This window comes from Paenibacillus sp. FSL H7-0716 (assembly GCF_038002705.1).
GTDB classification, from domain to species: Bacteria; Bacillota; Bacilli; order Paenibacillales; family Paenibacillaceae; genus Paenibacillus_AQ; species Paenibacillus_AQ odorifer.
Genome location: NZ_JBBODA010000004.1, coordinates 316,212 through 340,616, shown reverse-complemented (window position 1 = coordinate 340,616; position 24,405 = coordinate 316,212). Strand labels below are relative to the sequence as shown.

Annotated in this window: 20 protein-coding genes; 6 read left to right on the top strand and 14 right to left on the bottom strand. The window is 46.2% G+C overall.

From position 1 onward, the window contains the following. Window positions 1-197: 197 nt before the first annotated feature. From MHH60_RS08065 to MHH60_RS08050, 4 genes are all read right to left on the bottom strand, one after another. A complete protein-coding gene (locus MHH60_RS08065; RefSeq protein ID WP_076132633.1) occupies window positions 198-1,856 on the bottom strand; it encodes a hypothetical protein in 1,659 nt (552 codons plus the stop codon). Beyond that, window positions 1,849-2,655, bottom strand: coding sequence for an ABC transporter ATP-binding protein (locus tag MHH60_RS08060; protein ID WP_036682032.1), 807 nt, complete (start codon window positions 2,653-2,655; stop codon window positions 1,849-1,851). Before MHH60_RS08060 ends, MHH60_RS08065 begins: the two co-directional genes overlap by 8 nt. 680 nt (window positions 2,656-3,335) lie before the next feature. After that, the gene (locus MHH60_RS08055) at window positions 3,336-7,055 is read right to left on the bottom strand and encodes an S-layer homology domain-containing protein (RefSeq protein WP_076132635.1); all 3,720 of its coding nucleotides are present in this window, start codon (window positions 7,053-7,055) and stop codon (window positions 3,336-3,338) included. A gap of 73 nt (window positions 7,056-7,128) precedes the next feature. Next, window positions 7,129-7,899, bottom strand: coding sequence for a hypothetical protein (locus MHH60_RS08050; protein WP_076132637.1), 771 nt, complete (start codon window positions 7,897-7,899; stop codon window positions 7,129-7,131). 357 nt (window positions 7,900-8,256) lie between these two features. On the opposite strand from MHH60_RS08050, the gene MHH60_RS08045 reads away from it, so the two are divergent. Further along, on the top strand, window positions 8,257-9,612 hold the full coding sequence (locus tag MHH60_RS08045; RefSeq protein ID WP_036682429.1) for a dicarboxylate/amino acid:cation symporter: 1,356 nt from the start codon (window positions 8,257-8,259) through the stop codon (window positions 9,610-9,612). An 86-nt stretch (window positions 9,613-9,698) separates the two neighbouring features. Here the strand turns inward: MHH60_RS08045 and MHH60_RS08040 are convergent, their stop codons facing one another. The 4 genes from MHH60_RS08040 to MHH60_RS08025 form a co-directional block, all read right to left on the bottom strand. Continuing rightward, on the bottom strand, window positions 9,699-10,694 hold the full coding sequence (locus tag MHH60_RS08040) for a Gfo/Idh/MocA family protein (RefSeq protein ID WP_076132639.1): 996 nt from the start codon (window positions 10,692-10,694) through the stop codon (window positions 9,699-9,701). A gap of 163 nt (window positions 10,695-10,857) precedes the next feature. Beyond that, a complete protein-coding gene (gene menA / locus MHH60_RS08035; protein WP_036682041.1) occupies window positions 10,858-11,811 on the bottom strand; it encodes a 1,4-dihydroxy-2-naphthoate polyprenyltransferase in 954 nt (317 codons plus the stop codon). A gap of 38 nt (window positions 11,812-11,849) precedes the next feature. Beyond that, window positions 11,850-12,626, bottom strand: a complete 777-nt coding sequence (locus MHH60_RS08030) for a DUF6081 family protein (protein ID WP_076132641.1) — start codon at window positions 12,624-12,626, stop codon at window positions 11,850-11,852. A gap of 35 nt (window positions 12,627-12,661) precedes the next feature. Continuing rightward, on the bottom strand, window positions 12,662-13,579 hold the full coding sequence (locus tag MHH60_RS08025) for a prenyltransferase (RefSeq protein ID WP_036682043.1): 918 nt from the start codon (window positions 13,577-13,579) through the stop codon (window positions 12,662-12,664). A 335-nt stretch (window positions 13,580-13,914) separates the two neighbouring features. Between MHH60_RS08025 and MHH60_RS08020 the strand changes: the two genes are divergently transcribed. The 4 genes from MHH60_RS08020 (at window position 13,915) to MHH60_RS08005 (ending at window position 17,145) form a co-directional block, all read left to right on the top strand. Then, window positions 13,915-14,538 carry an acetate uptake transporter gene (locus tag MHH60_RS08020; RefSeq protein ID WP_076132643.1) on the top strand — a complete coding sequence of 208 codons (624 nt, stop codon included), beginning with the start codon at window positions 13,915-13,917 and terminating at the stop codon, window positions 14,536-14,538. A gap of 54 nt (window positions 14,539-14,592) precedes the next feature. Beyond that, window positions 14,593-14,910 (top strand): hypothetical protein, encoded by a 318-nt coding sequence (locus MHH60_RS08015; protein WP_076124017.1) that lies wholly within the window; start codon window positions 14,593-14,595, stop codon window positions 14,908-14,910. Window positions 14,911-15,031: 121 nt separating this feature from the next. Continuing rightward, the gene (locus MHH60_RS08010; RefSeq protein ID WP_036682046.1) at window positions 15,032-15,508 is read left to right on the top strand and encodes a DsrE/DsrF/DrsH-like family protein; all 477 of its coding nucleotides are present in this window, start codon (window positions 15,032-15,034) and stop codon (window positions 15,506-15,508) included. Between the two features lie 119 nt (window positions 15,509-15,627). Next, complete coding sequence (locus MHH60_RS08005) at window positions 15,628-17,145, top strand: aminotransferase class V-fold PLP-dependent enzyme (RefSeq protein ID WP_370511157.1); 1,518 nt, start codon at window positions 15,628-15,630, stop codon at window positions 17,143-17,145. A gap of 12 nt (window positions 17,146-17,157) precedes the next feature. Here MHH60_RS08005 and MHH60_RS08000 read toward each other — a convergent pair whose 3' ends face one another. Together MHH60_RS08000 and MHH60_RS07995 are read right to left on the bottom strand one after the other, a co-directional pair. Then, window positions 17,158-18,069 carry an aldo/keto reductase gene (locus tag MHH60_RS08000; RefSeq protein WP_076132647.1) on the bottom strand — a complete coding sequence of 304 codons (912 nt, stop codon included), beginning with the start codon at window positions 18,067-18,069 and terminating at the stop codon, window positions 17,158-17,160. A gap of 59 nt (window positions 18,070-18,128) precedes the next feature. After that, on the bottom strand, window positions 18,129-18,746 hold the full coding sequence (locus MHH60_RS07995; protein ID WP_036682051.1) for a TVP38/TMEM64 family protein: 618 nt from the start codon (window positions 18,744-18,746) through the stop codon (window positions 18,129-18,131). 180 nt (window positions 18,747-18,926) lie between these two features. Here MHH60_RS07995 and MHH60_RS07990 point away from each other — a divergent pair, with 180 nt between their 5' ends. Further along, window positions 18,927-19,445: a GNAT family N-acetyltransferase gene (locus tag MHH60_RS07990; protein WP_076132649.1), complete on the top strand. Its 519-nt coding sequence runs from the start codon at window positions 18,927-18,929 to the stop codon at window positions 19,443-19,445. A gap of 319 nt (window positions 19,446-19,764) precedes the next feature. Here the strand turns inward: MHH60_RS07990 and MHH60_RS07985 are convergent, their stop codons facing one another. Genes MHH60_RS07985 through MHH60_RS07970 form a run of 4 tightly spaced genes read right to left on the bottom strand, consistent with a single transcriptional unit; the run spans window position 19,765 to window position 24,172 of the window. Further along, window positions 19,765-20,016: a hypothetical protein gene (locus MHH60_RS07985; protein ID WP_051491218.1), complete on the bottom strand. Its 252-nt coding sequence runs from the start codon at window positions 20,014-20,016 to the stop codon at window positions 19,765-19,767. After that, entirely contained in the window at window positions 20,016-21,443 is a 1,428-nt protein-coding gene (gene hydA, locus MHH60_RS07980; RefSeq protein WP_076132652.1) for a dihydropyrimidinase, read from the bottom strand. The genes MHH60_RS07985 and hydA overlap by 1 nt, the downstream gene beginning before the upstream one ends. A gap of 2 nt (window positions 21,444-21,445) precedes the next feature. Continuing rightward, window positions 21,446-22,735, bottom strand: a complete 1,290-nt coding sequence (preA, locus tag MHH60_RS07975; protein ID WP_076099706.1) for an NAD-dependent dihydropyrimidine dehydrogenase subunit PreA — start codon at window positions 22,733-22,735, stop codon at window positions 21,446-21,448. A 45-nt stretch (window positions 22,736-22,780) separates the two neighbouring features. Beyond that, window positions 22,781-24,172, bottom strand: a complete 1,392-nt coding sequence (locus tag MHH60_RS07970; RefSeq protein ID WP_076132654.1) for an NAD(P)-dependent oxidoreductase — start codon at window positions 24,170-24,172, stop codon at window positions 22,781-22,783. Window positions 24,173-24,405: the final 233 nt, after the last annotated feature.

The window sequence follows — 24,405 nt, the reverse complement described above, 5'->3', positions numbered from 1 at the left end:
GCTGCAGCGTATTTCTCAAGTAAAAAATCAGTACACGAATATCAGATAAATGGAAGAGTGCGTAAAGATTATAGGTTATCCCTGAAAAGCAACTTTAGATGTATTCTACCTTGTATTCAGCCGATTGTCTAAGAAAATACTGGAATTTATACCCTTTTTTTATGTCGGCAAAAAATGTCCATATTTGACGCATTCACTCACCCCGGAAAGTTGGATATGTGACCTGTGGTTGATGGGGTTTTGGGGAAGGTTTTTCGCCATAACCATTGATTCAAAACTACCAGAACTAACAGATAGATGTAAATTCCTCCGGTAAATAAAGTGAAGACATAATGAATACCCGCCATCCCCATCAGCAAAAACATAAGCATGAAGGCGACCCCAGTGTAATCCTTTTGTTTCGCTGCCTCATAACGCTCTGAAAAGGGTAAGCTTCGCGGATAAACACGAAAGCAGATGACTGAAAAAATCAGCATGGCGAATAATACCACTACTAAATCAGGTACAATGTGCACACCGAACAACAGAATGAACAATACCGCATCTACAGCAAATAAAGGCAAGACTAGCCGCAGCAGCGCCGCCTTAAGCATCCCACGGTAAATAGGTGTGCTATCGGGTAAAGGAATCAGCCTATAAATCCAAGCTCCTTTATAACTTGTAGAGTATCGTAGCATCTGTATTACAGTCTGCATTAACATCGTGCAGAAATAGATTAACAAGTACACTTTTGAACCTTTAAGGGAACCATCATAACTATTCTGCAATATACCAAATATAAAAATAAAAGGGAATGCGATAGAAAAGCCAAGTGCAGGATAGACCTTCAGCTTAAAATCGCGCTCATTCTTCATCATGGACCAAGTAAACCGAAAGAAAATTCCCTCTGCCGGTTCCTTGCATACTCTGCGAGAGAGCCACTCTGCGATCTGGCCCTTGTCTTTTCCACCGGTGCCTTGCTCCGCCAGCTTTTGCAAATTCCGCTCAAACTGTGGCATCAGCTTAATATAGGCTGCGATCAGTACAAGTGGGGTTATCAAAGCCAGCAATGAAAGAATGAAGTAATAGGGTTCTCTCGCTCCACCAAGCAACAGTTCAAACGGAGCCGCGAACCAAACCGGAAAAATAAAGTACTGCCACCAAGCAGGATGATAAGCAGCGCCAAGCTCAGTGAGGTTGAACAACCGGGAGATGAATTGATAGCCCACCATTATTCCGATCGTCAGAAGGATTTGCGTATAATTTATAATATCCTTGAGCTTCTCCCCATCAAAAAACCGCATGATCATCAGGTAGAGCAGTGCAGTTATTACGAGGATAAAACAGTCTAACAAGACAATTGTCACCGCATACATCAGAAAAAAAGCGATCCCCTGCTTAAATAGGCTAAATACCAAAGATGGACCAGTGATCGACAATGTAACTGTCCCTAAGTAGAGAAGAACGTGGATGCTTTTGGCCATATTTAAGGTGGTACGGTTGACGGGTTTGGAAAAAAGAATATTTTTATCGCGTAAATCAAGCATTACTGAAGAAAAGTCAGAGATCAGGGTTGTGGAGACAAAAAACATAATGATCCCAAAGGTTAAGCTCATTTGCAGCATATAGTGATCGTTGGATAGCGTTAGCGGAATTAATATTAAACCAAACAGTAAATAAATCCACTGTAATCGCAAAGGTGAACCTTCTTTAACGTTCTCCTTTTTCTGCATACCTGCAAGTGCTGTAGGCGTTCTTCTTCCGTCCATGGTCAGTTTGATCTGTAGAATACTCCGCATGGTGTCATAATCGACTCCAAATCTTATAAATGCACCCCGCAGCTTATCCAACAGCCTCAGCACGAAGAAATCAGTCATAAGAGGATACCTCTTGCTCCTGCATGACCGCAACAAATTCACCAGCGATATCACGGTATTTATCAAATCCGGTTAATTGATTGAAAATATCTTCAAGCGTCCCTTCGCGGCCTTTCTCCTTCAGCTCCGCAAAACTTCCGTCCGCCACAATATCTCCGCCATCTATTAAAATGATCCGGCTGCTGATTTTCTCAACCACATCCATGATATGTGAGGAGTAAAAAATGGTCTTCCCCCGTGCCGCCAGCGATGCAAAAATCTCCTTCACTATCATCACGCTATTAGCATCCAAACCACTTAGCGGTTCATCCAGGAATAAAATATCAGGGTCATGCAGCATGCTGGAGATAAGCAGCACCTTTTGCTTCATCCCTTTTGAGAACGAAGAAATCCGCATATCATATGACTTCTCCAAACCTAGCAGTGTAGTTAATTTTTTGGCCTTGTAGTCTGCCTCCGCACGACCTAGCCCATACAGCTCGCCAACAAAGGTTAGATACTCTCTTGCAGTGAGACTATCATATAATTCGGCTACCTCCGGCACATAACCTATACGTTTCTTGTAAGAAACATCCCCATCGGCAATATCCTTACCGAAAATCTCCACTTTACCGTTATATCCTTCTACCAGACCGAGCATAATCTTCACCGTTGTACTCTTGCCTGCCCCGTTAGGGCCGATATAACCAATAATTTGTCCTCTATATACCTTAAGATCAATTCCCTTTAGCACCATTCGGTCTGTATAGTTCATCCATAAACCTGAAATCGCTATGACCGGATCGTCAGCTAAACCCATATCTCAGTCCCCTTTCTAGTAACTAATCAATAATGTGAAATATTACTACTTTATGTAATTACAATAATTGTATCATTTAGTAGAATCCTCTTCCATGATTTAGTCTGCTAATCTTTTGTCTAGTTAAAAAAAGAGTGGCCATTAGGCCACCCACTAGAGATTTATAGCGAAAGGCAGCGCCACCGATGCCACGAAATGGCTGTTGGCACCCCTTTATTTGAGCAAACCGGACTAAGATCAGCGTACGTTTGGTCGGGTAGCATTTTTACGTAAGAGCGCGAGCATGCTATCGGACACAGCTGACCTTATACGCGGCTTTTTCCCATTTTTGGAGTGCTAAAGGACCCCATAGTCGCTATCAGCATGAAAAACACCATAAACGCACCTTTTTCTAAGCGATAGCGTCGCTGGAGTCCGAAACTATGCCCCAAAGGCTGGAAAGTGGAAAATAACGTCATCTGGGTCCGAAAGCCGCGCCGATAATGAATGAGCTGCTGAATCAAGAGGGCAAGCGGGCAAGCGGACAGGGCAAGGGCAACCAGCAAGCTAACAAACAAAAAAACAGAGCAGCGATACTCCAATAAAAGAGGAATCGCTGCTCTGCTGTCTTAGCCAAACCGAGTCGCCGCATTCATAGTTGAACGCTACTTATGTGACGTCCGCTATGTCTTAGTGGCTGATTATTTGGATAGCAAATTGTAAATAACCTGTGCTGCTTCTGCTCTTGTAGTGACTTCTTTTGGATTGAGTTTACCGTTCGCTCCGGTCACTACCCCTCTCTCTACCAGCGCTTGAAGGGCTTCTTGTGCATAACCAGCGATCTGTCCAGCATCACTAAAGCCGGCAAGCGTGGCCGCTGTCTTCTCAGATGGCAGTTCACCTAGCGCTACAAGCGAGCGGTACAAGAGTGTAAATAGCTCCTGCCTAGTGATCTGAATCTCTGGCTGGAATTGATTATCTCCCGAACCCGTTGCTACCCCAAGACGCTTAGCTGTAGCAAGATAATTCGTATAATACGTATTGCCTGCATCTGCAAAATTATCAGCAGCAATGGCATCCGGTGTGATGTCATAAGCCTTGAGCAACAAGACGATGAACTGCCCTCTAGTGATTGCAGCATTAGGACTGTAATGTTCAGCATCCGTACCAGATGTGATACTGCGTGCTGCTAAGAAACCTACTGCATGGCTATACCATGATGCCTCTGGAACATCTGCAAAGCTCACCTGATTATATCCAATAATATATTGGGAGAAATGTGTGGTTACAAAATCTACAGTTCCCTTGGCGGAATTGTAATTTCCACGTACATTGTCCAAACTTCCAGTGCTGTTAATGTGATACACAATAACCGCATCTGACCGTTCTCCCGCTTGCAGCACGTACGGTACGCTGACACGAACACTGCCCCCACCGAAGGTGGAAATCGTACTTTCACCCGCTATAACCGACAAGTCATAAACCGGTCTGTCTCCGAGGACAGCCTTGCCTTCTGCCGTTAATGACACCTTCGCGATTCTAATAATGATGTCTCCGGCATCTGAAGCTGCACTAATGCTCGCCAATGATTTGGCATCAAACGTAATCGTACCCACATTCTCATAATCAATGGTAATCTCCGCCTTCGTTCCGGCGGCTAACTCATTAATTATGCTTCTTGGAAGAGTAAGATCAGCTGTTTGAGTATCCGAAGTAGCTGCAACTTTAATTTCAAGAACAGCCTTCTTCCCATCAACTTCTGCCTTCTTAACGAGACTCACAAATTCAGCAGCCGTTTCTTTTGTGATCGTACCAGTAGTAACTCCTGTGGTTTTATCCGTTTTAGTTGCTGCTGTTGCTGACAGGTTTACGGTATTCCCTGCTGTTTCCGTAGCAACCAGTTGCGGGCTTGCTGATGGTGTTGGTGTAGTCGTGCTCGGTGTAGAATTGCCACCTGTTCCACCTGTTCCAGGATCTGAAATAGGCACATAGGCCGGAACAACAATGTCAGTCACTGGACTTGCCTTATAACCTTCTTTGGCTGCGTATCTCACTTGATACGTGCCCGGTATTAATCCTGTGATTTCTTTATCTGGTGCATACACATAATTAGTTACACTCGATAGCTTATATTCTAAGGCTGTCGTGGTTCCCGTAATTCTTCCATCGTTGTTCGCTGCTGAGGTAGGAGCAACTCCCTGCAACCCAGTTGGAGCTGCTTGTTCCGCAGTGAATGCTGGAACGATTACATCTGCTGCTCTACCCGCGTTAAATCCCTCTTTAGCTGCGTATCTTACCTGATAGATACCCGGCACAAGTCCAACGATCTCTACATCTGATGCGTAGACATAATCGGTAACGGTAGACAGCTTATATTCCAGCGCTTTCGTAGTTCCTATAATTTTACCGTCGTCATTAGCTGCACTGGTTGGTGCTACACCTACTAATCCTGTAGGTGCCGCTTGCTCACCATATGCCGGGACTTCAACTGTAGCATCTTTACCAACGCTGTACCCCTCTTTTGCCGCGTATCGCACATTATAGAAGCCCGGAGTAAGACCAGTGATAGCCGCACCTGTTACAGGCTTATAATCAGTTTCTCCAACGCCTTTATACTCCTGTCCTTCCGCTGAACCCGTAATTTGCCCATCATCATTAGCTTCAGAAGTAGGTGCTACGCCTACCAGTCCTGCCGGGGCTGCTTGTTGATGGGTGTAAGCAGGAACTTCCACACTTACGTCTTCGCCAGCATTATAAGGAATGATTGTGGGTCCAGCTGCGGAGGTTGGCCCTTGATAGCCCGATGTTGCGGCATATCTTACCTTATAAACACCAGGTGCAAGCCCTGTGATGGCTGATCCTGAAACTGGGGTGTAAGCCTCGTCTCCAGCAAGCTTAAATTCCAATGCTGTACTGGTTCCTACAATTTGCCCATCCTTATTGTCGGCCGCAGTTGGTGCTACACCCGTAAGTCCTGCCGGCACAGCTTCGAGTCTGGAGAATATTTTATCCAGCGCTGTTGTAGTGTTATTGTATCTGGCTCCGATTGGGTAATTAGCCTGCACGTAATCCGGTTGGATATTCGTCCAGCTGTACATAAGTTCAACATGCCCTAGAATCGGTGTATTTTTGCCTTCTGCATCCTTGTTGTCCTTGTTATAAGTGAACAGATATGGAACCTGAAGTCTGTCTCCGCTCACGGTGTTTCCAAGTCCATCTACATAACTAATTACAGTTGGTTTAGCAGCTGTATTGTTTTCGGTCTTGATATTGGTCAGATAAGTACGAACCAGATCAACATAAAGCTGCACATACGGATGATTGGTGGTTCTAATCTGAAGCTCATTATTATTATGCGGATTCGCACTGCCCTTAGTGCCGCTGTTGTTATTAGGCTCAGCAACGGTCACACCAGCATCCAGCTTAGTGTCGAAGAAGTAGATCTTATTGATATTATGTTTTTTGGCATATTCGTTGATATATTTAATCACCGCTTGCGTGTTAGGGCACCACGAGCCGCCTAACAAAATCGCATAGTTTCCCTCACTCGCTAAAATTTGCTTCAGCTGATGATAGGTCACATGTTCATAAACAAGCGTGCCATCCGCTTCATTGAAGATCGTAGGTTTGCCCTCATTTTCCCCTTCATAGTTCTTATTAAATGCTGCCTTGATATAAGCCGACTCGTCTATAGTGTCATATCGGGAAGCGGCACCCAGCACCTCACTTACTGATGTTTTATACGCATTAACCTTCGCCGCATCAAGTGTTCCGTTCGTCAGGAACTCATCCCACGAATAGCTCTTATCCAGGTAGGATACGACAGGAGCACTATTTCCCTGTGCATCCTTGTGATCCTTGTTGTATACCAATAAGAATGGAGACTCAAGCTTGTTAGCAGTCACAACTTCCCCGTTTTTATTGGTATAGCTGACATTGTGTTCTGGATCATCTTTGGAAGACAGATTTAAATTCTTCAAATACTTGTTGACCAGATCAACATATTTATAAGCAAATTTATTATTGCTGTCTGCAATCTGAAGGGTGTCCCCATCCAGCTTAGTATCAAAGTTATAAATCGTAGAGATGCCGTATTCCTTGGCTGCCTCGTTGATAAAGCCGATATCGGCCTGTGTATTCTCGCTCCAAGCGCCGCCAACCAGAACAGCGTATGTGCCTTCACTCTCAAAAAGATGAACGATATCTTCATACGTCGCTGTTTTAAATACATGGTTAGCATCATTTAGACGGTCATAGACATGACTGAAATAGTCAAACTGGTTAACGCCGCCTTGGGAAGAGGTTATCGCCTCTGCGGTATCCGGATTAGCATAAGCTCTTCCTGCCTGAGTAGGCAGGATTAGCAGGGAGGCTGCCAGCAGCAGCGTTACAATTTTTTTGAAGGTTAATGGTCGTATCATTATGTGCACCTCGCCTTAAATAGGTTTATAGGATAAATGGGCTGAAAGGAATCCTGAATGAGCCTGCTGCTCATCAAGGACAAACCTCTTCCTCAGCGGCTGGTGCCGGTGCGGGTGCCTGAACCGTTTCCGCTGGAGCAGCTGCTGGTGCACTGACCGTGGATGCAGGTGCAGAAGACGATGTTTTCGGTTGAGAAGACTCAACTACCGGAGCCGGGGTCGCTTTAACTACCTCTGTTGTAGAGAAGGTTATAGCTTTTTTGGAAGGTGTCTCCGTTGCTTTTACTACGGGAGCCGCGGTTTCCTTAGGCTGTTCAGATACAACAGGAGCGGCGGTTGGCTGAACGGCTTTAGCGGTTACGTTTGCTTTTGGAGCAGTCGTAGGCGCAGCAGTTGGCACAGGCGTTGCCGCGCTGGTTTGCGGTTTAACAGATGCAGATACCGTTGTTGCAGCTGTTGCCGTCTTAGCGGTGTCCGCGGCAGGGGATGCAGCTGCTTTAGGCTGAGCTGCACCCGCTTCTGGAGCTGCTGAAGCCACAACCTTCGCCGCAGAATCAACAGCGGCGGCTGGAGCCGCAGTAGCTTCTGCCGTGACTGTCTCTGCTGCTGGAGCCGAAGCTTCCGGCTGGACAGCTTCTGTTACAGGAGCTGCAGTTGATTCTGCCTGAACAACAACTGCGGCCGCAGAAGTAGCTACTGGTAAAGCTGCTGCGGTTACTGCTGTATTACTACTCTCTTGAATGGGTGCTGCCTCTGCTGTTTTTTTGTTAGCGGATACCGCGGCATACGTCAATGCGGAGAAGACGATAGCGGCGGCAACCAAAGAGATCGAAAGCTTTTTCATATGTGTACCATCCTTTTCAAATAAAATAAGAAACCCCTTCACTACATTCTTGTACTTTAAATCCGTAACTCTCCCTTCTCTAAAGTAAAAAAAAAAGAGACTCAACGGGACGCAATTTACGCGTCTTTCGTTGAATCTCCGGCTGTCCAGTCGATTCCAATTGGCTTGTGATTAAGTTCCATATTATTCATGCCATAGTGCCTTGTCAATCAATTTTTATTTTTCACATGGTTTTTATCGGAATTAATTATTTTTAACATATAATTACATTGACTTTACTATAAATTCTATATAGATTGATCTCAATAGGATTAATCACATTAAAAAACTAGGTTTAAGGGGGTATTGATAGTGAACATAGATAACAACTTATTATCCGCCATCGAAACGAACTGGTATGGATTTGTTGCTTCCATATTTGTGTTTGCAATTTTGTTTCTACTGGCACGTAAACGAATTGGATTTGGCACCCGGGTACTCATCGGACTTGGCATCGGACTTATTGCCGGTATATTCTTTCAGTACTTCGATTTAGAGACCAAAGCTATTAGCACATTCGGCAGCATTTATGTCAGCTTGATCCGTATGCTCGTCATTCCTTTAGTATTCGTACTCGTATTAAACAGTATTTCTTCCTTAACCAATCTGGAGTATCTACGCAAAATCGGGATCAAAACCTTCGCCTGGTTCCTCGGAACAACTGGCATCGCTTCTATTATCGGCCTATCCGTTGCGCTGCTGTTCAATCCCGGCCAAGGTATACAACAAGATGTACCCGCAGATTTTGCAGCCCGGGAAATCCCGACCTTCTCCCAGGTTATCCTCGATCTTGTTCCATCTAACCCTGTTAATGAAGCAGCTACGGGTAAGGTTGTGCCTCTACTCATTTTCGCCATCTTCCTAGCAGTAGCTATAATCAAGATTGGCTCCAAGAAACCGGAAGCCGTCAAGCCTGTACGTGATCTTATTGAATCCCTGACACTGATACTGCATCAGGTTGTGAAATTCATTATTCGCCTGACCCCTTATGGCGTATTCGCACTGATTGCCGGAATCACCGCACGTTATGGCTGGGAGACGTTGCAGGAGCTAGGCAGTGTAATAATAACCTCGTACGTAGCAATGATTATACATTTTGTACTTATCTTTGGCGGATTGGTTCTATTAGTAGCGAAGGTGAATCCAATTCGTTTCTTCCGCAAAGTGTATCCAACCATTACCGTTGCCTTCACAACCAGAAGCAGCTACGCAACCCTTCCGGTCAATCTCGAAGTGATTACGAAGCGGCTTCATGTCTCCCCGCGGATCGCGAGCTTTATCGCACCGTTAGGGGCATCTGTGAACTTTAATGCGTGCGGTGGGATTTGGCCAGCTATTGTGGCTGTATTTACCGCCCAAGTATTCGGTATTGATCTGAACTGGACCGACTATATTACACTGGTATTAGTAAGTATTATTTCTTCCATTGGTGTAGCTGGCGTGCCTGGACCTGCCGTAATCTCCACCACGGTAGTCTTAACTGCTCTCGGCCTGCCGCTTGAAGGAATCGCTATCGTTGCAGGTGTTGAGGCGCTCATCGATATGGGCCGTACCGCTGTAAACGCAACTGGAACAGCTGTAACAGCTCTGTTAGTAGCTAATTCCGAAGGTGAATTTGACCGCGAAGCGTTTAATAGCAATGATGACGATGATATTCTCTTGAGCACCGTTTAAAAGCTGAAACTGTAAAAACCTCCGGAAGCTGCGTAAAGCAGAGCGCCCGGAGGTTTTTTTGCATAGATCCTATTGGATTCATCTTCTTATAGCATACTAATTCTTTCCCGCTTTTTAGCAGAAGCTAGACAAGTCTCGATCAATTGCATGCCCAGCACTGCATCCTCGGGTGCAAATAATTTTTTTCCTGTAAATACTGCTGAGGCAAAATCGTCGACCTCCCGTGTATAGGGATTCGCCCCGGTGGCATCAACCCGTCTTACCCCTTCTCCCGTATGCACAAAAAATTCGGCATCCTCATCTCTAGCATTAAAAGGCATAGGCACTTCAATCATTCCATCGGTCCCCAGAATCTCTAACAGCTGGCGGTTATATGCCCACATCCCGCAATCAAAAATCAGGCTTAGCCCCTTCGGAAACTCTACCAGCCCTGAAGCCATCATATCTACATTGTCATGCTCCGGAGAGAACATTGCCTGCACTGTCACGGCTTCCGGCTCAGCTCCGAACAGCAGTCGTGCTGCACTTAGCGGATAACAGCCGATATCATAAAGCGAGCCGCCGCCCCAAGCGGATTTAAAACGAATATTAGAGGTGTCTGTAGCGTCATTATAAGTAAAAGTGCCTCGGATGGAGCGTAATTCGCCAATTTCACCGCTAGCTATAATCTCCTGCAATTCCGCAATCCGAGGATGATGCCGATACATATAAGCTTCTGCCAAATGAACTCCAGCATCATTACAAGCTTTTACCATCTCAGCCGCTTCTTCACTGTTCAGCGCGATCGGTTTCTCACACAAGATATGTTTTCCAGCTTCCGCCGCACGGATTACCCATTCCCGATGGAGGTGATTTGGCAGTGGAATATACACCGCATCAATATCCTTATCCGCCAGTAATTCCTCATAGCTGCCGTAAGCTTTATCTATTCCGAACTCTGCGGCTACAGCGCTGCTTTTTTCTAAACCGCGACTGGCTACCGCTGTAATCATTCCCGTCTCCGAATCCATTATAGCCGGCATCACTGAACCTGTCGCAATCTGCGCGCAGCCCATGATTCCCCAGCGAAGTTTTTGCACCATCGTCGCTAACCTTCTTCCTTATAGATTACTTACTATACTTAAAGCCACCTTATCATAGAATGAAACGTTTCTCTAACAGAAAGAAACCTGCAAGTTGCAAAAAAACAGTGCCAAAAGGAGCTCCAACCCCGATAGACACTGCTTTTTTATAAAATATGAATGTTTATATTAGTGCATTTAACAGCACAGCCGCACCCAGCACAACTATACGCGCAAGGTTCATCAATACGAAGTTTTTGACGGCAAGAATAAAGGTACTCGCCTTCTCCTGTTTCTCTGTGAACAAGGCAATATTTCGGCGCAGCGGGATCAGCGTAAGTAGAATCAACAAAACCAGAATAGGGTTAATCCCTAAGATCAGCAGCACTACAAGATCCAAGTAAGAGACATAGTAGAGATATTTAAAAAGCACAAGCGCATTGCGGCGGCCAATGTACACCGGAAGCGTGTACCTGCGATTCTCCACATCCTCATCAATATCACAAATATTATTAGCGAGCATAATCCCTGCGATCCCCAGAATAGCGGGTACGGAAAACCAGAAAAGGTACAGCACTTCCACGATGTTGATATTCAAGCTGACCCAGCCGTTCTGAAGCAGCAGTGAAACCACATGCTCATCCGTATGGATATAGGCAGAGATAAAAATAATAACAAAGCCCATAAACAAACCCGAGAACAGCTCACCTAACGGCATACGCGAGATGGGAATCGGCCCGAACGAATAAAGTATACCGATCAAAAACGACAGTCCACCCAGCAAAAAGACCAGCAAACCCGTCTGAGTGACAAGCGCAATCCCGCCCCCTGCTGCCAGCGCCAGCAAAATAACAATCGTCGCCACGACGGTGCGCTCTTTTAGCTTAAAATGAACAATCGCATTATGCGTTTCGTAGCCGTAGCCGTGGGTTTTGGAGGCTTTTTTGAAATCGTAATAGTTGTTAATCGCCGTCGTCGCCATATCGAAGCTAAGCAAAGACACGAACATCAATCCAAAACGCAGCACGTAAAAATCCTCAAACCGGTACAGGGCATACAACGTTCCCATTAGAAACGGAATAATACTGGCTACCTTCGTCGGCAGCTCCACAAATCTTAGAAAGCTTTTAATATTCACACCATACACCCTTATCTGTCAAATGAGCCTGCAAGGCATTACTGTTCAGTTGTTGTGATCGTCACTGGCGACCATTCTGCAATAACTGTTTGTCCATGTACAGACACACTGCCTTCAGGACTCAGATCCTTCTCTGTCATAATTCCGAGCGCTACAGTGAAGTTATTGAATTTAAGCGGTATATTTCTCTCGCGGCGTACTTCCTTGCCGTTCAAATAGAATACAGCCTCATCATTGCCACGGTGATAGGTAATACGGTACGTATTGAATTCCCGTGGTTTGAAATCCGTATCTTCTTTAAAGATACAGAAATATTTCGTTCCAGTGCTTTCTGGCACTTGTACACCAGGGAATGGCAAAATACCATATGCACTAGCGTATTTGTCATTTCCCGCGAAGAAATCGAGTGCAGCGCCTGTCGTGAAATCCAGCAGGTTCAACGATACATATCCATCATACAGATCTCCAGGTGCAGTTCCTTGTGTACGGCAACGAATTTGCAGCTCAATGCTAATCTCTCCAGCTTCCGGAATCTCCACTGGCTTAGCTGAATAATACATGTGCTTGGCATTGTCCAGAATTTGCACTTGATGGTTCTCACGAGATAACTTCGCACGTACATACAAGGTATCATTACGAACGATAACTACAGCCTCCGGCTCACGGTAGGCCCAAAATGATCCGTCAGGCAGTGTAAATCCACCCGTCTTCCAGACCTTTCCTTCTTCTAAAATGGAGTGGAAATCCCCAAGAACCATGCGATTGCCTTTAACTTGTTGTTCTTCTGCTATCAATTCCTTGTCCTTCTTTTCCATGAAAGCTCACTCCTTCTGTAGTCCATCTATTAGTATCAGATCAAGCCTTGAATTAATAAAGTTATTGCCATTACTACTCCGCAGCGTACGGAGGCTTTTTGTGAAGCACCCATCAGCGGGATATAAGCTGGCGAAGCATTATGTTGCTTGAGACTACTGTAAATGCGCAGCGGCCAGAAAGCTGTTACCAGCGCCAGCAGTGCGTAAACAGGAAGTACACCCAACAGCACACAGACTATCACCGAAGCGTAGCCAGTGAAAAGGAGTACACGTGAGAATACAAGTGCCTTTTGTTCTCCCCATACTACAACAAGCGTAAGCTTACCCGCCTGCTCATCCGCTTTCCAATGTAGGAAATGGTGATTAAACAACAATAATGTAGTTAAAAATCCGACAGGCAGCGAGAGAATTACAGGCTTCATGCTAAACTGACCGGTTTGTACGAAATAGGAGCCTAATACAGGCATAATCCCAAAAGCAATAAAAATGGCCATCTCACTATAGCCTTTGCCGCGATAGCCATAACGCAGTGGCGGAGCCACATAGAAATAAGCGATTAAAGCACCAACAAGTACAAACCAGAGGATATTCCAACCGCTATATATACTAAGAATCCCACCACAGATAAGGGCAATCGCCAGCATACTCCAGGTCATCCTTGCATAAAAAGACTCCGAGAGGATCCCACCTGTCAGTAGCCCGGAGTTTGTGCTGATTTCACCAGCGGAATTCTTTGCTTCTGTATCGGTTCCGTTGCGGAAGTCCCACAGATCATTCACCATATTGGAGAACAAATGCGCCGAAATCGCCCCTATTAAGGTAAGAATAAATAAAACCGGATGGAATGTCCCTTCCCATACATATGCCCCAACGGTCCCCAAAACAATCGGGATGAGCATAACAGAAAAACTCCAAAACCGGGTCGCCTTGGTAAATAATGTCCATTTGTTCACTTCAAGCTTACCGCCTTTTTCATATGATTTGATAATAATTATCACTGACTATTATACATCAATTTTCGATAGATTGTGAAGATTATCACTGCATATAATGTATATTCTTGACATAATACTTCCGTTTGTTTGGTTAAGTATCTTGATAATGGAAGATAAAAATGTAAACAATTCCTTATTTCACGCAGGACCCCTATTTTACGACAAAAAATGAGTGTTGTTTTATAGGCAAGCACATACCGATATGATATGATAGGCAAGCCTATGAACAGCGTCCCTTACGGGCTGTTTTTAAGAGCGTAAAACTATATATAATAATGGAGGCTTTTACTGTCATGTCAGCGCAATCCCCTAACACCCAATCTGTCAAAATCGTCACTGCCGACCCTAGCGCCATCGGGCTATTCGGACTGGCTATTGTCACATTGGTCGCTTCTTCACAGAAGCTTGAATTTACAACAGGACTTAGCTACGTTATTCCTTGGGCTATCTTCCTGGGAGCATTCGCGCAGCTATTCGCCGCCATTCAGGATGCTAAGCACAACAATACCTTTGGTATGACCGCCTTTGGCGCCTACGCTTTCTTTTGGTTCGGCATGGCTAGCAGCTGGCTGATCAAGCTCGGCGTATTTGGTCCAACGCTTGCTGGGGCTGTAGATCCTAAGCAGCTCGGATTTGTATTTCTGGGTTACTTGATCTTCACACTCTTTATGACGATTGGTGCCGTTGAGGCAAATAGAGTTCTGCTTATCATTTTTGTATTGATAGATTTTCTCTTTATAGGACTAACCTTTGATTCCTTTGGGATCGCTCCAGAATTCTTCCATAAGCTAGCTGCTTGTGCTGAGCTTGGTATTGGTATCGTGTCCCTTTACGGATGTGGAGCATCCGTGCTAAACGCTCATTTCGGCCGCAGCTTCTTGCCGATTGGAGCTCCTCTGGGCATCTTCAAAAAATAGAAATTGTTCTGATCTTAAACTAATACTTTTGCAAGCCGAAAGGATGCTGAGACTATGCATGTCCTGTCCTCTTCTGAATTAGCGGTAACTGCTATTTTCGCCCTTATTCTCGCAGTTATTGCCTACCTGATCATTCGGAATATCCCGAAGATGGTTGGCGATATTGCGGCTTTTCGCAAAAGAACACTGGTTTGGACCCAAGTTTCACTAGTACTAACGGTGCTTCAGTTGAATTTTAAAGCAGGCGATTGGCGCTTTTCTATCGTCCTTGGACTCATCGTGTTATTTACCGGAGCTATTTGGCTGTCCGCCCGTTATTACGACATCAGTCGAAATGCAGGCCCAGAATCTAAAGATCCTGAAGTACATTAGTAAATCTCAAGCTCCCGAAAGGGGGCTTTTTTTTATAATTTCAGAAAGCTTCTTCGCATAGTTCTCCCCATCACAACCATACTAATGACATTCTAATAAAAGTAACGGGAGGATTATCAGGGTGAGCAAAAAAATCAATCTGCTAATGTTCAGTGGGGAATACGACAAAGCGATGGCTGGACTGATCCTAGCGAATGCCGCAAGAGATATCGATGTCGAGGTTACTATGTTTTTTTCATTCTGGGGTCTATTTTTGGTGCGTGATCCAGAGAAAATGACCCTTGAGGACAAGAGTATCTACGAGAAGCTGATGGATGTTATTACACCGAAGGGCCCTGGGCAGCTGCCGCTCTCTCATCTGAACTTTAGCGGGCTGGGACGAATGATGCTGGAGGAAATGATGGAGGAACAAGGCGCACCGAAGCTGATTCATTTTCTAAAAGGGGCTCGTAAAAAAAATATCAAATTCTATGCCTGCAAGCTTTCTGTGGAGATCATGGGCTTTAAGCCCGAGGAACTGCTGCCAGAGGTCGAAATCATCGATGCTGCGGCATATTTAAAAGATGCTTTAGAAAGTGATGTACAGTTATTTATTTAAAGTCTAACTAGGCTTTAACCCAATCCCCCATGCAGGCATATACTGTTGCCATAGAAACTACTGGCACGCCGAAAATACACCCCATTAACTTAGCACTGACGGCGTACGGGCTGGAGGGAATATCCGTGCTAAACATCATCCACGCCTCTTCTGCAGAGACGCCTGCTTCATTACAAGACCATTTTGATACTTTTCGTGGTCACACCATCGGCATTCGGCATCAAATCAACACCCCCTATGGCAGACAGCCGCTTCTGTATGCCGATTGGACCGCAAGCGGGCGCTTATATGAACCGATCGAACGCAAGTTGCAGGAAGCCTTCGGTCCCTATGTCAGCAATCCACATACAGATTCCAACACCACCGGACTAATCATGACGCAGGCGTATAATGAAGCTCGTCAAATCATTAAGAACCATGTTAATGCTGGCCCTCAGGATGTACTGCTCTTCTGCGGCAATGGCACGACAGGAGCCGTGAACAAGCTGCAGCGTATCATGGGATTAAGGCTCCCGGAATGGCTACAGGAACAAAATAACCGTGCACTGGAAGACCGCCCCGTTATCTTCACCAGCCATATGGAGCATCATTCCAATATTCTCCCTTGGCAGGAGGGACTTGGTGACGTCGTTACCATTCCCGCCGGAAAGGACGGAAATATTGACCCTCAACAGCTTGAAGACCAGCTGCGACTGTACCCCAATCGCCGTTTTAAGATCGGTTCATTTACAGCTTGTTCTAATGTGACTGGAATTCAGACGCCTTACGCAAAGCTAGCGGCTACTATGCATCGTCATGGGGGCGTATGCTTTGTGGATTTTGCCGCCAGTGCTCCCTACGAGCCTATCAATATGCACCCACCTTCCCCACTGGAGAAGCTTGATGCGATCTTTTTTTCTCCGCATAAATTTCTGGGTGGGCCGGGCACAAATGGCGTTCTAATCTTTGATGAAACGCTGAGCAATGGACGTATTCCTGACGAACCGGGTGGAGGTACAGTAGCCTGGGTCAACCCTTGGGGAGGACGCCGCTACACTAATGCGATTGAGATGCGGGAAGACGGGGGAACGCCGGGGTTTTTACAGGCTTTTCGCACGGCACTTTGCGTGAAGCTGAAGGAGCAGATGAATGGAAACGGTCAATATATGGTAATTAGAGAACACGAGCTGTGTCAGGAATTAATGGCAGGACTCCGCTGCATTCCGGAATGCTCGCTGCTGGCCGGAGATCACACAGAACGTCATGGAATCGTCTCTTTTACACTGCGCGATATTCATTACAACCTCGCCGTCCAGCTGTTGAATGACCGTTTCGGCATACAAGCTCGAGGCGGTTGCTCTTGTGCAGGTCCATATGGACATTACCTGCTTGGATTAGGGTGGACGCAATCCGCTCAGATTGCCGGAGCGATCATGAACGGCGACCAATCCTTCAGACCAGGGTGGATTCGCATCTCCCTACATCCCATTATGACTAATCAGGAAGTAGAGAGAATTGTATCCGCTGTAAGGAGTATTGCGACCCATGTCCAGCAATGGAAGCAGGACTACCTTTACGATACTTCCACGAACAGCTGGAATCATATCTACGCGCAGCACTCACCCGAGATGAAGCTCCAAGAACTCTTCACCATGTAACAATCTAACTTATCACAAGTTGCCCTTCACCATGTCCAAATCGGCAGCACTGGCATTGGAGATTACTTGTTCTACATTTTTGCAGCCCGGAATTACACTGGTTACTGCGGAATGCTGGAGGCACCAAGCCAAAGCCCACTGCGCCATATCCAGACCTGACGGCACTTCATTAGCAGCAATTTCTGCTACTGCGCGCAGCTGCTTTTGTCTTACATCCTCTTTATGGTTAGCTCGCACATCACCCTGAGCAAAAACCGCATCCGGCTTATACTTGCCGCTCAGATAACCACTGGCTAACGGAACGCGAGCCAACACACCTAATCGATGCTCGATGCACAGCGGAAGAATCTCTTCTTCAGGTTGACGATCCAGCCGATTATATACTACTTGTATGGCCTCTGCTTGCACATCCGCTGCCGCAGAGGTCTGGTGCACCCCCGAGCCTGATGCACTGATCGACACGCCCAAATGACGGATTTTTCCGGCTTGCTTCTGTCTGTCGAGCATACTCCACAGCTTATCATTATCGAATTGCTCATCGGTTCCGGAATGAAATTGATAGAGGTCAATATACTCTGTTTGGAGTGCGCGCAAGGAGTCGTCCAGCTGCTTAAGCACATCCTCAGCACGCCATAGCTGTTCCCGCTGCAAATGCCCCTGAAAATGATGGCCAAATTTCGTAGCTACAACCCAGTCCTCGCGTTTGCGGCGCGCCAGATAATCCCCGATGAATTTCTCCGACAAGTGATCTCCGTAACATTCTGCCGTATCAATCAGATTAATACCCAGCTCTCCAGCCTTATCCAGCATCGCATCGACTTCAGCCTGAGCGAAATCCTTGCCCCACTCTCCGCCAAACTGCCAAGTCCCTAGGCCAATCACCGAGACATTCATTCCTGTACTGCCAAGCTTACGATATTTCATCATCATTTCCTCCTTTATTCTATTTAAATTTAGGGATTCAAGTTAATTCTGACACTATGCTAAGCTATCTTGTTCCCATCCTGTGCCGTTCTAGCAAAACGCGCTTCGATGGCTTTGACTCCCCATAACGACAGCCCGATAAACAACAAAACATAGATAATCTCCCAAGGCTGGCGAATGAAACGTTCCAGATCGTTGCCAATGTATGAAACTGCGAATACCATAATCGCTTTGCCCACCGTGAGCGCAAGAAGATACGAACGGAACCTCATCCCGGCAAGCCCTGCTGCCATATTAATCACAACAAAAGGCCCTACCGGAAATATACTAAGCAGAAAAACATAGCTGAATCCGCTTTGCCGCACCCATGTCATGCTTTTGGCTACTTTGGGCCGTGCTGCCCATTTTCGCAAATAACGATGGGAGGCTACTTTGCGGATAATCCAAAAGGTAGTCACACAGCCTGCAACCAGACCGATCCAAGAATACAAAAAACCTAACCATAAACCATATACGGCCCCATTTAATCCTACGATCGCAATAGTTGGTAGTGGTGGTATAAATGATTTCATAAACGTTAACGCAATGCCCGGAAAGGGCCCAAACGAACGATATTGTTCAAGCAGATGCCGCAGATTATCCTCTGTCAGCCAAGACATAATATCAAGAAAATACATAACCAGCTGATCTCCTCATCCGATTGGAATTCTTAACACTTGGTCTCAATTATACACGAAGTTACGTTCATTCCTACAGTGCCGCCAATATAGAGTGAGCAACCGGGACTAATTAAATGACAGGGAGAAAATTCTTCGTTACTATGGATAAAAATACATATTAGACGGGGGCATAAGGTTATGATCATTCCTTCCGAAACGTTGGATCTACAAACTACCACCGAGCAGGATTTAGCGTTCGTTCTAGCCATTGAGCAAAGTGAGCTTAATCGTGCCTATATCGGACAATGGAGTAAAGAGGAGCACATTACGGCTATCCATGATCCAGATATCCTGCACCTTACAATTTGGGAGAGCTCCGGGAAAAGAGTCGGCTATATCATCGTAACAGGACTTCAAGATATTCATCTTACCGTTTGTATTAAAAGAATCGTCATCCATTCCAAGGGCTTTGGATATGGCAAACTGTCGCTTCGTCTCGTGAGCGACTGGATCTTCCAGCACACCGAGACGCATCGGCTATGGTTGGATGTTAGAGATCACAACCACAGGGCCCGCCATGTCTATGAAAGCTGTGGCTTTACACTGGAAGGGACTCTACGTGATTGTATAAAGGTTGAGGGACATTTTGAATCTCTGCATATCATGTCCATATTACGGAATGAGTATATAGAGCGTGAGCAGCAGCGACAGAAATAGATTAGGGAAATCTTCCCTGATTTTTGATCTTCCAGGTGCCTATAAATGCAAATCAGGGAAAACTTCCCTAATATTCAGCCAGTTTGAGCAAAATCGGCGTATTTCAGTGATTTTTAGGGAGGTTTTCCCTAAAACGTCTATTTCGGGACCCTAATCAGCCACTTTTTAGGGAGGATTTCCCAAAAAAAGTGTATACCGCGATGATAATCGGCTATTTTCATGGAGGTTATTCCCCCCCTTTCAGGAGCACAATAAAAAGCCGAGCAGTAGGCCCTCTATCCTGCACAGGCTCACTACTCAGCTTTCAATTCCATTCCCCTCAAACCTCTCCACTGTAACAACCCGCCTGCTCACCTTCCGCCCTCAGCCCCGCAACCACAAGGGTTGTCACGTACTTACGGGCATCCGCTGTCAGCAGTAACAGCTCTACCGAGCTTTTAGCCGGCTCCCCTCTGACAAACTTTATTCGGGCACCGTCCAAATCCTCTTGGATGCCAGCAATCGTATATCCTTTAAAAAGCAGCCCATCAATCTCCTGCTGTTCTTTGGCATATTCCGCAAAAGCAGACATTAGACTACACCTCCGCTGATTTCCGCCTTAGAAGGAAGAGGAGCCTCGGCTGCAAAACGTTTGCGTTTCAAATATTTTCCCGAACCTGCTTTGCCGACAAATTGTTTGTCACGAATAACAAATTCGCCTCGGCTGAGAACAGAAACAGGCTCTCCCTTCACTTCAAAGCCCTCAAACGCATTATAATCTACGTTCATATGATGCGTATCCGCAGAAAGGGTTCTTTCTACAGAAGGATCAAAAATGACCAGATCAGCGTCACTACCTACCGAGACCGTGCCTTTTTGCGGATACAAGCCAAACAGCTTGGCGCTAGAGGTAGCAATAATATCTACGAATTTGTTCAATGAGATCCGGCCTTTCTGTACACCTTCCGAATATAGAATCGTAAACCGGTCCTCAATAGTCGGCCCACCGTTCGGGATTTTGGAGAAATCGCCTAGCCCCAGATCCTTTTGTCCTTTGAAATCAAACGAGCACTGGTCAGAGCCAATCGTCTGTAAGCTGCCGCTCCATAGCGCATCCCACAATACATCCTGATTCCACTGCTCACGCAGGGGCGGAGACCACACGTATTTAGCACCTTCGAAATCAGGCTTTTCCAGCGCCGTCTGATCCAGCACTAAATACTGTGGACAAGTCTCACCGTATACGCGCAGTCCCTTTTTACGCGCTTCAGCAATCTTCCAAGCGGCTTCCGCACAGGTCACGTGTACAACATACAGCTGAGAATCTGTCAGTTCGGTTAGATAAGCTGCGCGTCCCGTAGCTTCACCCTCCAGCTCCGGCGGGCGGGTCAGCGCATGAAAGATTGGGTCGGTATTGCCTGCGGCCAAGGCCTGCTCAACAAGATATTCAATGACATCTCCATTCTCCGCATGCACCATAACGAGTGCACCTTCTTTTTTCGCGGCTTGAAGGGTCTTAAAAAGTGTGCCGTCATCCGCCTGAAAAGTATTCTTATAAGCCATAAATACTTTGAGCGAGGTAATGCCTTCATTCTCAATGATCTCCGGAAGCTCACCCAGTACTTTATCGTTTAATTCTGAGACCATCAGGTGGAAGCTGTAATCAATCACCGCTTTATCCTGCGACTTATGATGCCATGTATCTACGGCTTGCTGTAGCGGTTGTCCTTTGGTGGTTAAGCAAAAATCAATGACTGTGGTCGTTCCGCCATATGCAGCCGCAATGGTTCCCGTCTCAAAATCATCAGCTGTAACCGTGCCGCCAAAAGGCATATCCAGATGCGTATGAGGATCAATGCCTCCAGGAAAAACATAACACCCCGAGGCATCTATAATTTCCGCACCAGGGACATCCAAATGAAGGCCAATCTCCGTAATAACCCCGTTTTCAATCGCCACATCGCCTGTATAAGTATCTGCTGCGGTAACGATGATGCCATTTTTAATAATCTTTTTCATCCTTACACCACCTCCACTTCCGAATAGGTACCATTCAAACTCCCGATCACTTTCTGCCGCTGGTTCCAGGTCAGTGGGGCTGCCCCGGTATCCACTGGAACCATATCGATCGCACCGTCTGCTGGACAGACAATTGAACAAAGATTACAACCTACACAATCTTCCTCGCGGACCTGTAGAATAGCTTTCCCATCTGCATTAGTTAACATATCAATACACTGATGTGAAGCATCTTCGCAGGCAATATGGCATTTATTACAGTTGATGCAGTTGTTCTCATTAATACGGGCAACGACCTTATAGTTGAGATCCAGATCACCCCAGTTGGAGTAACGGGATACCGATTTACCGATTAACTCTGTTACGGAAGCCAAACCTTTGTCATCCAAATAGTTGTTCAGGCCATCGATCATTTCCTCCACAATCCGGAAGCCATGATGCATGACCGCTGTACATACTTGAATGCCCGTAGCACCCATCAACATGAATTCAACAACATCCTGCCAGGTCGAAATCCCTCCAATACCGGAGATAGGAATGCCTACTCCCCGGTCACGGGCACACTCGGCCACCATACTAAGCGCAATTGGTTTCACAGCCGGCCCGCAGTAACCGCCATGCGCACCCTGACCTCCAACATTCGGAATTGTGTTCCAGCTATGAATATCTACACCAGCAAGACTGTTGATCGTGTTGATCATACTAATCGCGTCCGCTCCACCCTTAACCGCATGGCGGGCAACGACGGTGATATCCGTAATATTAGGCGTCAGCTTCACAATCACCGGGGTTGTCGCAACTTCTTTTACCCAGGTGGTCTGTGCCTGCACCAGATCAGGTTGCTGCCCCGAAGCAGCGCCCATTCCACGCTCAGCCATCCCGTGCGGACAGCCAAAGTTAAGCTCCAGACCGTCTACACCCACATCCTCTACCCGCTTAACAATCTCATGCCATTTATGCTGCGTTGGTTCTACCATCAGGGAGGCTATAATCGCATGATTCGGGAATCTTTTTTTCGTTTCATAGATTTCCTTCAGATTAACTTCAAGCGGACGGTCGGTGATCAGTTCAATATTGTTAAAGCCCGCAACCCGTTGCCCATTGAAATTTACTGCCGCAAAACGCGATGAGGTATTAATGATCGGATCGCCGAGCGTCTTCCACACCGCCCCGCCCCAACCTGCTTCAAAGGCCCGCTGCACTTGATAACCTGTATTCGTAGGCGGCGCGGAGGCCAGCCAGAACGGATTCGGTGATTTGATTCCTGCGAGATTAATACTTAAATCTGCCATTGATGTTCCCTCCCTGTCATGTAAAATCCAATTTGATTTCTACGCTCAGCCCGCAGATCTAACAACGACCTCCTGCTGGCCTGAGAATTGTTTAACAATCGCATGGGCTGCATCTTTTCCCTGCTGTGCCGCTGATACAACCATGGCCTCGCCCTTACCTGAACCAAAAATGATGTCCCCAGCGGCATAAATCTGCGGATCGGAGGTTTGGCAGGTGACCTCATCCACCTTAACAACCCCACGGTCATGCTTAAGACCTAAGGAATCTATCAGATCTAGACGACGCTTTTGGCCAATAGCTATTACAACCGCATCTACAGGAATCAAGAACTCAGAACCCTCGATCGGCATAGGTATTGGACGACCATCTTTGCCCAGCTCCTCCGTCAGCTTCATCTGCACACATTCCAGTGCGGTTACATTCCCAAGCTCATCACCCACGATACGTTTCGGTAAGGTAAGCCAGTTGAACTCCACACCTTCCTGCTTCGCAAATTCATATTCAAAGTCATATGCCGTCATCTCTTCACGGGTCCGGCGGTAGACCATTTTTACATTGGTGGCTCCCAGCCGCACTGAACAAGTCGCTGCATCAATAGCCGTATTCCCTGCACCAATGACAGCAACCCGCTGACCCATCAGCTCTAGCAGAGGAATGCCCGTCTTAGTGGATTCTACGAGCGCAATGGCGTCATAAACTCCAGCCATTTTTTCACCTTCAATCCCTATTGGAGGCACATATCCCATACCCGCTGCCAAAACGATGGCATCATAATCCGACTTCAGCTCATCTACAGAAACATCCACTCCGACTTTTACACCTGTACGTATTTCCACACCCAGCTTCTCTACCTGCTCTACTTCCCAAAGAGATACAGACTGTGGGAGCCGAAACGATACAATCCCATGTGTATCCAGCCCACCCGCTAACGCCTTTGCTTCGTAGATCACAACAGCAAAACCTTCACGGGCGAGCTCCCTAGCTGCAGACAATCCCGCAGGACCACCGCCGATTACGGCTACCTTTTTCCCATTAGGGGTGCCAGCCTTAAATAATTGAACTCCGCTGTTCATCGCCCAATCTGTCGCATAACGCTGCAGCAGTCCGATTTGGATCGGCGCTGAGGCATCATTTAACACGCAGGCTCCTTCACACAGCTCATCTGTAGGACAAACACGAGCACAGCTGGCACCCACAGGATTGGAATCCATAATCGTCTGTGCCGAGCCTTTCAAATTGTCAGTAGCGATCCGTTTGATAAAGGAGGGAATATTAATGCTGGTCGGACACGCTTTTATACAGGGGGCATCGTAGCAATATAGACAGCGATTGGACTCATCCAGGGCACCCTTATGGGTCAGAGGCGGCTCAGCCTCGGCGAAATTGCGCATGAACATATCAGGTGTAAATGCTGTTAACGGAGATGAATGCTCCATCACTAGTCCCTCCTTATGGGTAATTTTTCATATTTGTGTTATATAATATAACATTATTTCAAGTTTTGTCTGAATATTTTGCTTACATCTTTAATTTATTGTAGTAATATAAGCATTAACAGAATTTATCTCTCAACGTTCTTCCTGATTAGGTTATATATACTGACATCCGTTAATCAAACTATAGTCATTTCGAATTTTCGTTGCATTAGACACTTTGTCTAATTTCAAAA

Coding starts and splice junctions, on each gene's coding strand:
- MHH60_RS07970 (WP_076132654.1), bottom strand. CDS start 24,172: ATGGAGCATTCATCTCCGTTAACAGCATTTACACCTGATATGTTCATG.
- MHH60_RS07985 (WP_051491218.1), bottom strand. CDS start 20,016: ATGTCTGCTTTTGCGGAATATGCCAAAGAACAGCAGGAGATTGATGGG.
- MHH60_RS08030 (WP_076132641.1), bottom strand. CDS start 12,626: ATGGAAAAGAAGGACAAGGAATTGATAGCAGAAGAACAACAAGTTAAA.
- preA (WP_076099706.1), bottom strand. CDS start 22,735: ATGGCAGATTTAAGTATTAATCTCGCAGGAATCAAATCACCGAATCCG.
- MHH60_RS08015 (WP_076124017.1), top strand. CDS start 14,593: ATGCATGTCCTGTCCTCTTCTGAATTAGCGGTAACTGCTATTTTCGCC.
- MHH60_RS08065 (WP_076132633.1), bottom strand. CDS start 1,856: ATGACTGATTTCTTCGTGCTGAGGCTGTTGGATAAGCTGCGGGGTGCA.
- MHH60_RS07990 (WP_076132649.1), top strand. CDS start 18,927: ATGATCATTCCTTCCGAAACGTTGGATCTACAAACTACCACCGAGCAG.
- MHH60_RS08060 (WP_036682032.1), bottom strand. CDS start 2,655: ATGGGTTTAGCTGACGATCCGGTCATAGCGATTTCAGGTTTATGGATG.
- MHH60_RS08020 (WP_076132643.1), top strand. CDS start 13,915: ATGTCAGCGCAATCCCCTAACACCCAATCTGTCAAAATCGTCACTGCC.
- MHH60_RS08055 (WP_076132635.1), bottom strand. CDS start 7,055: ATGATACGACCATTAACCTTCAAAAAAATTGTAACGCTGCTGCTGGCA.
- MHH60_RS08040 (WP_076132639.1), bottom strand. CDS start 10,694: ATGGTGCAAAAACTTCGCTGGGGAATCATGGGCTGCGCGCAGATTGCG.
- MHH60_RS07995 (WP_036682051.1), bottom strand. CDS start 18,746: ATGTATTTTCTTGATATTATGTCTTGGCTGACAGAGGATAATCTGCGG.
- MHH60_RS08050 (WP_076132637.1), bottom strand. CDS start 7,899: ATGAAAAAGCTTTCGATCTCTTTGGTTGCCGCCGCTATCGTCTTCTCC.
- hydA (WP_076132652.1), bottom strand. CDS start 21,443: ATGAAAAAGATTATTAAAAATGGCATCATCGTTACCGCAGCAGATACT.
- MHH60_RS08000 (WP_076132647.1), bottom strand. CDS start 18,069: ATGAAATATCGTAAGCTTGGCAGTACAGGAATGAATGTCTCGGTGATT.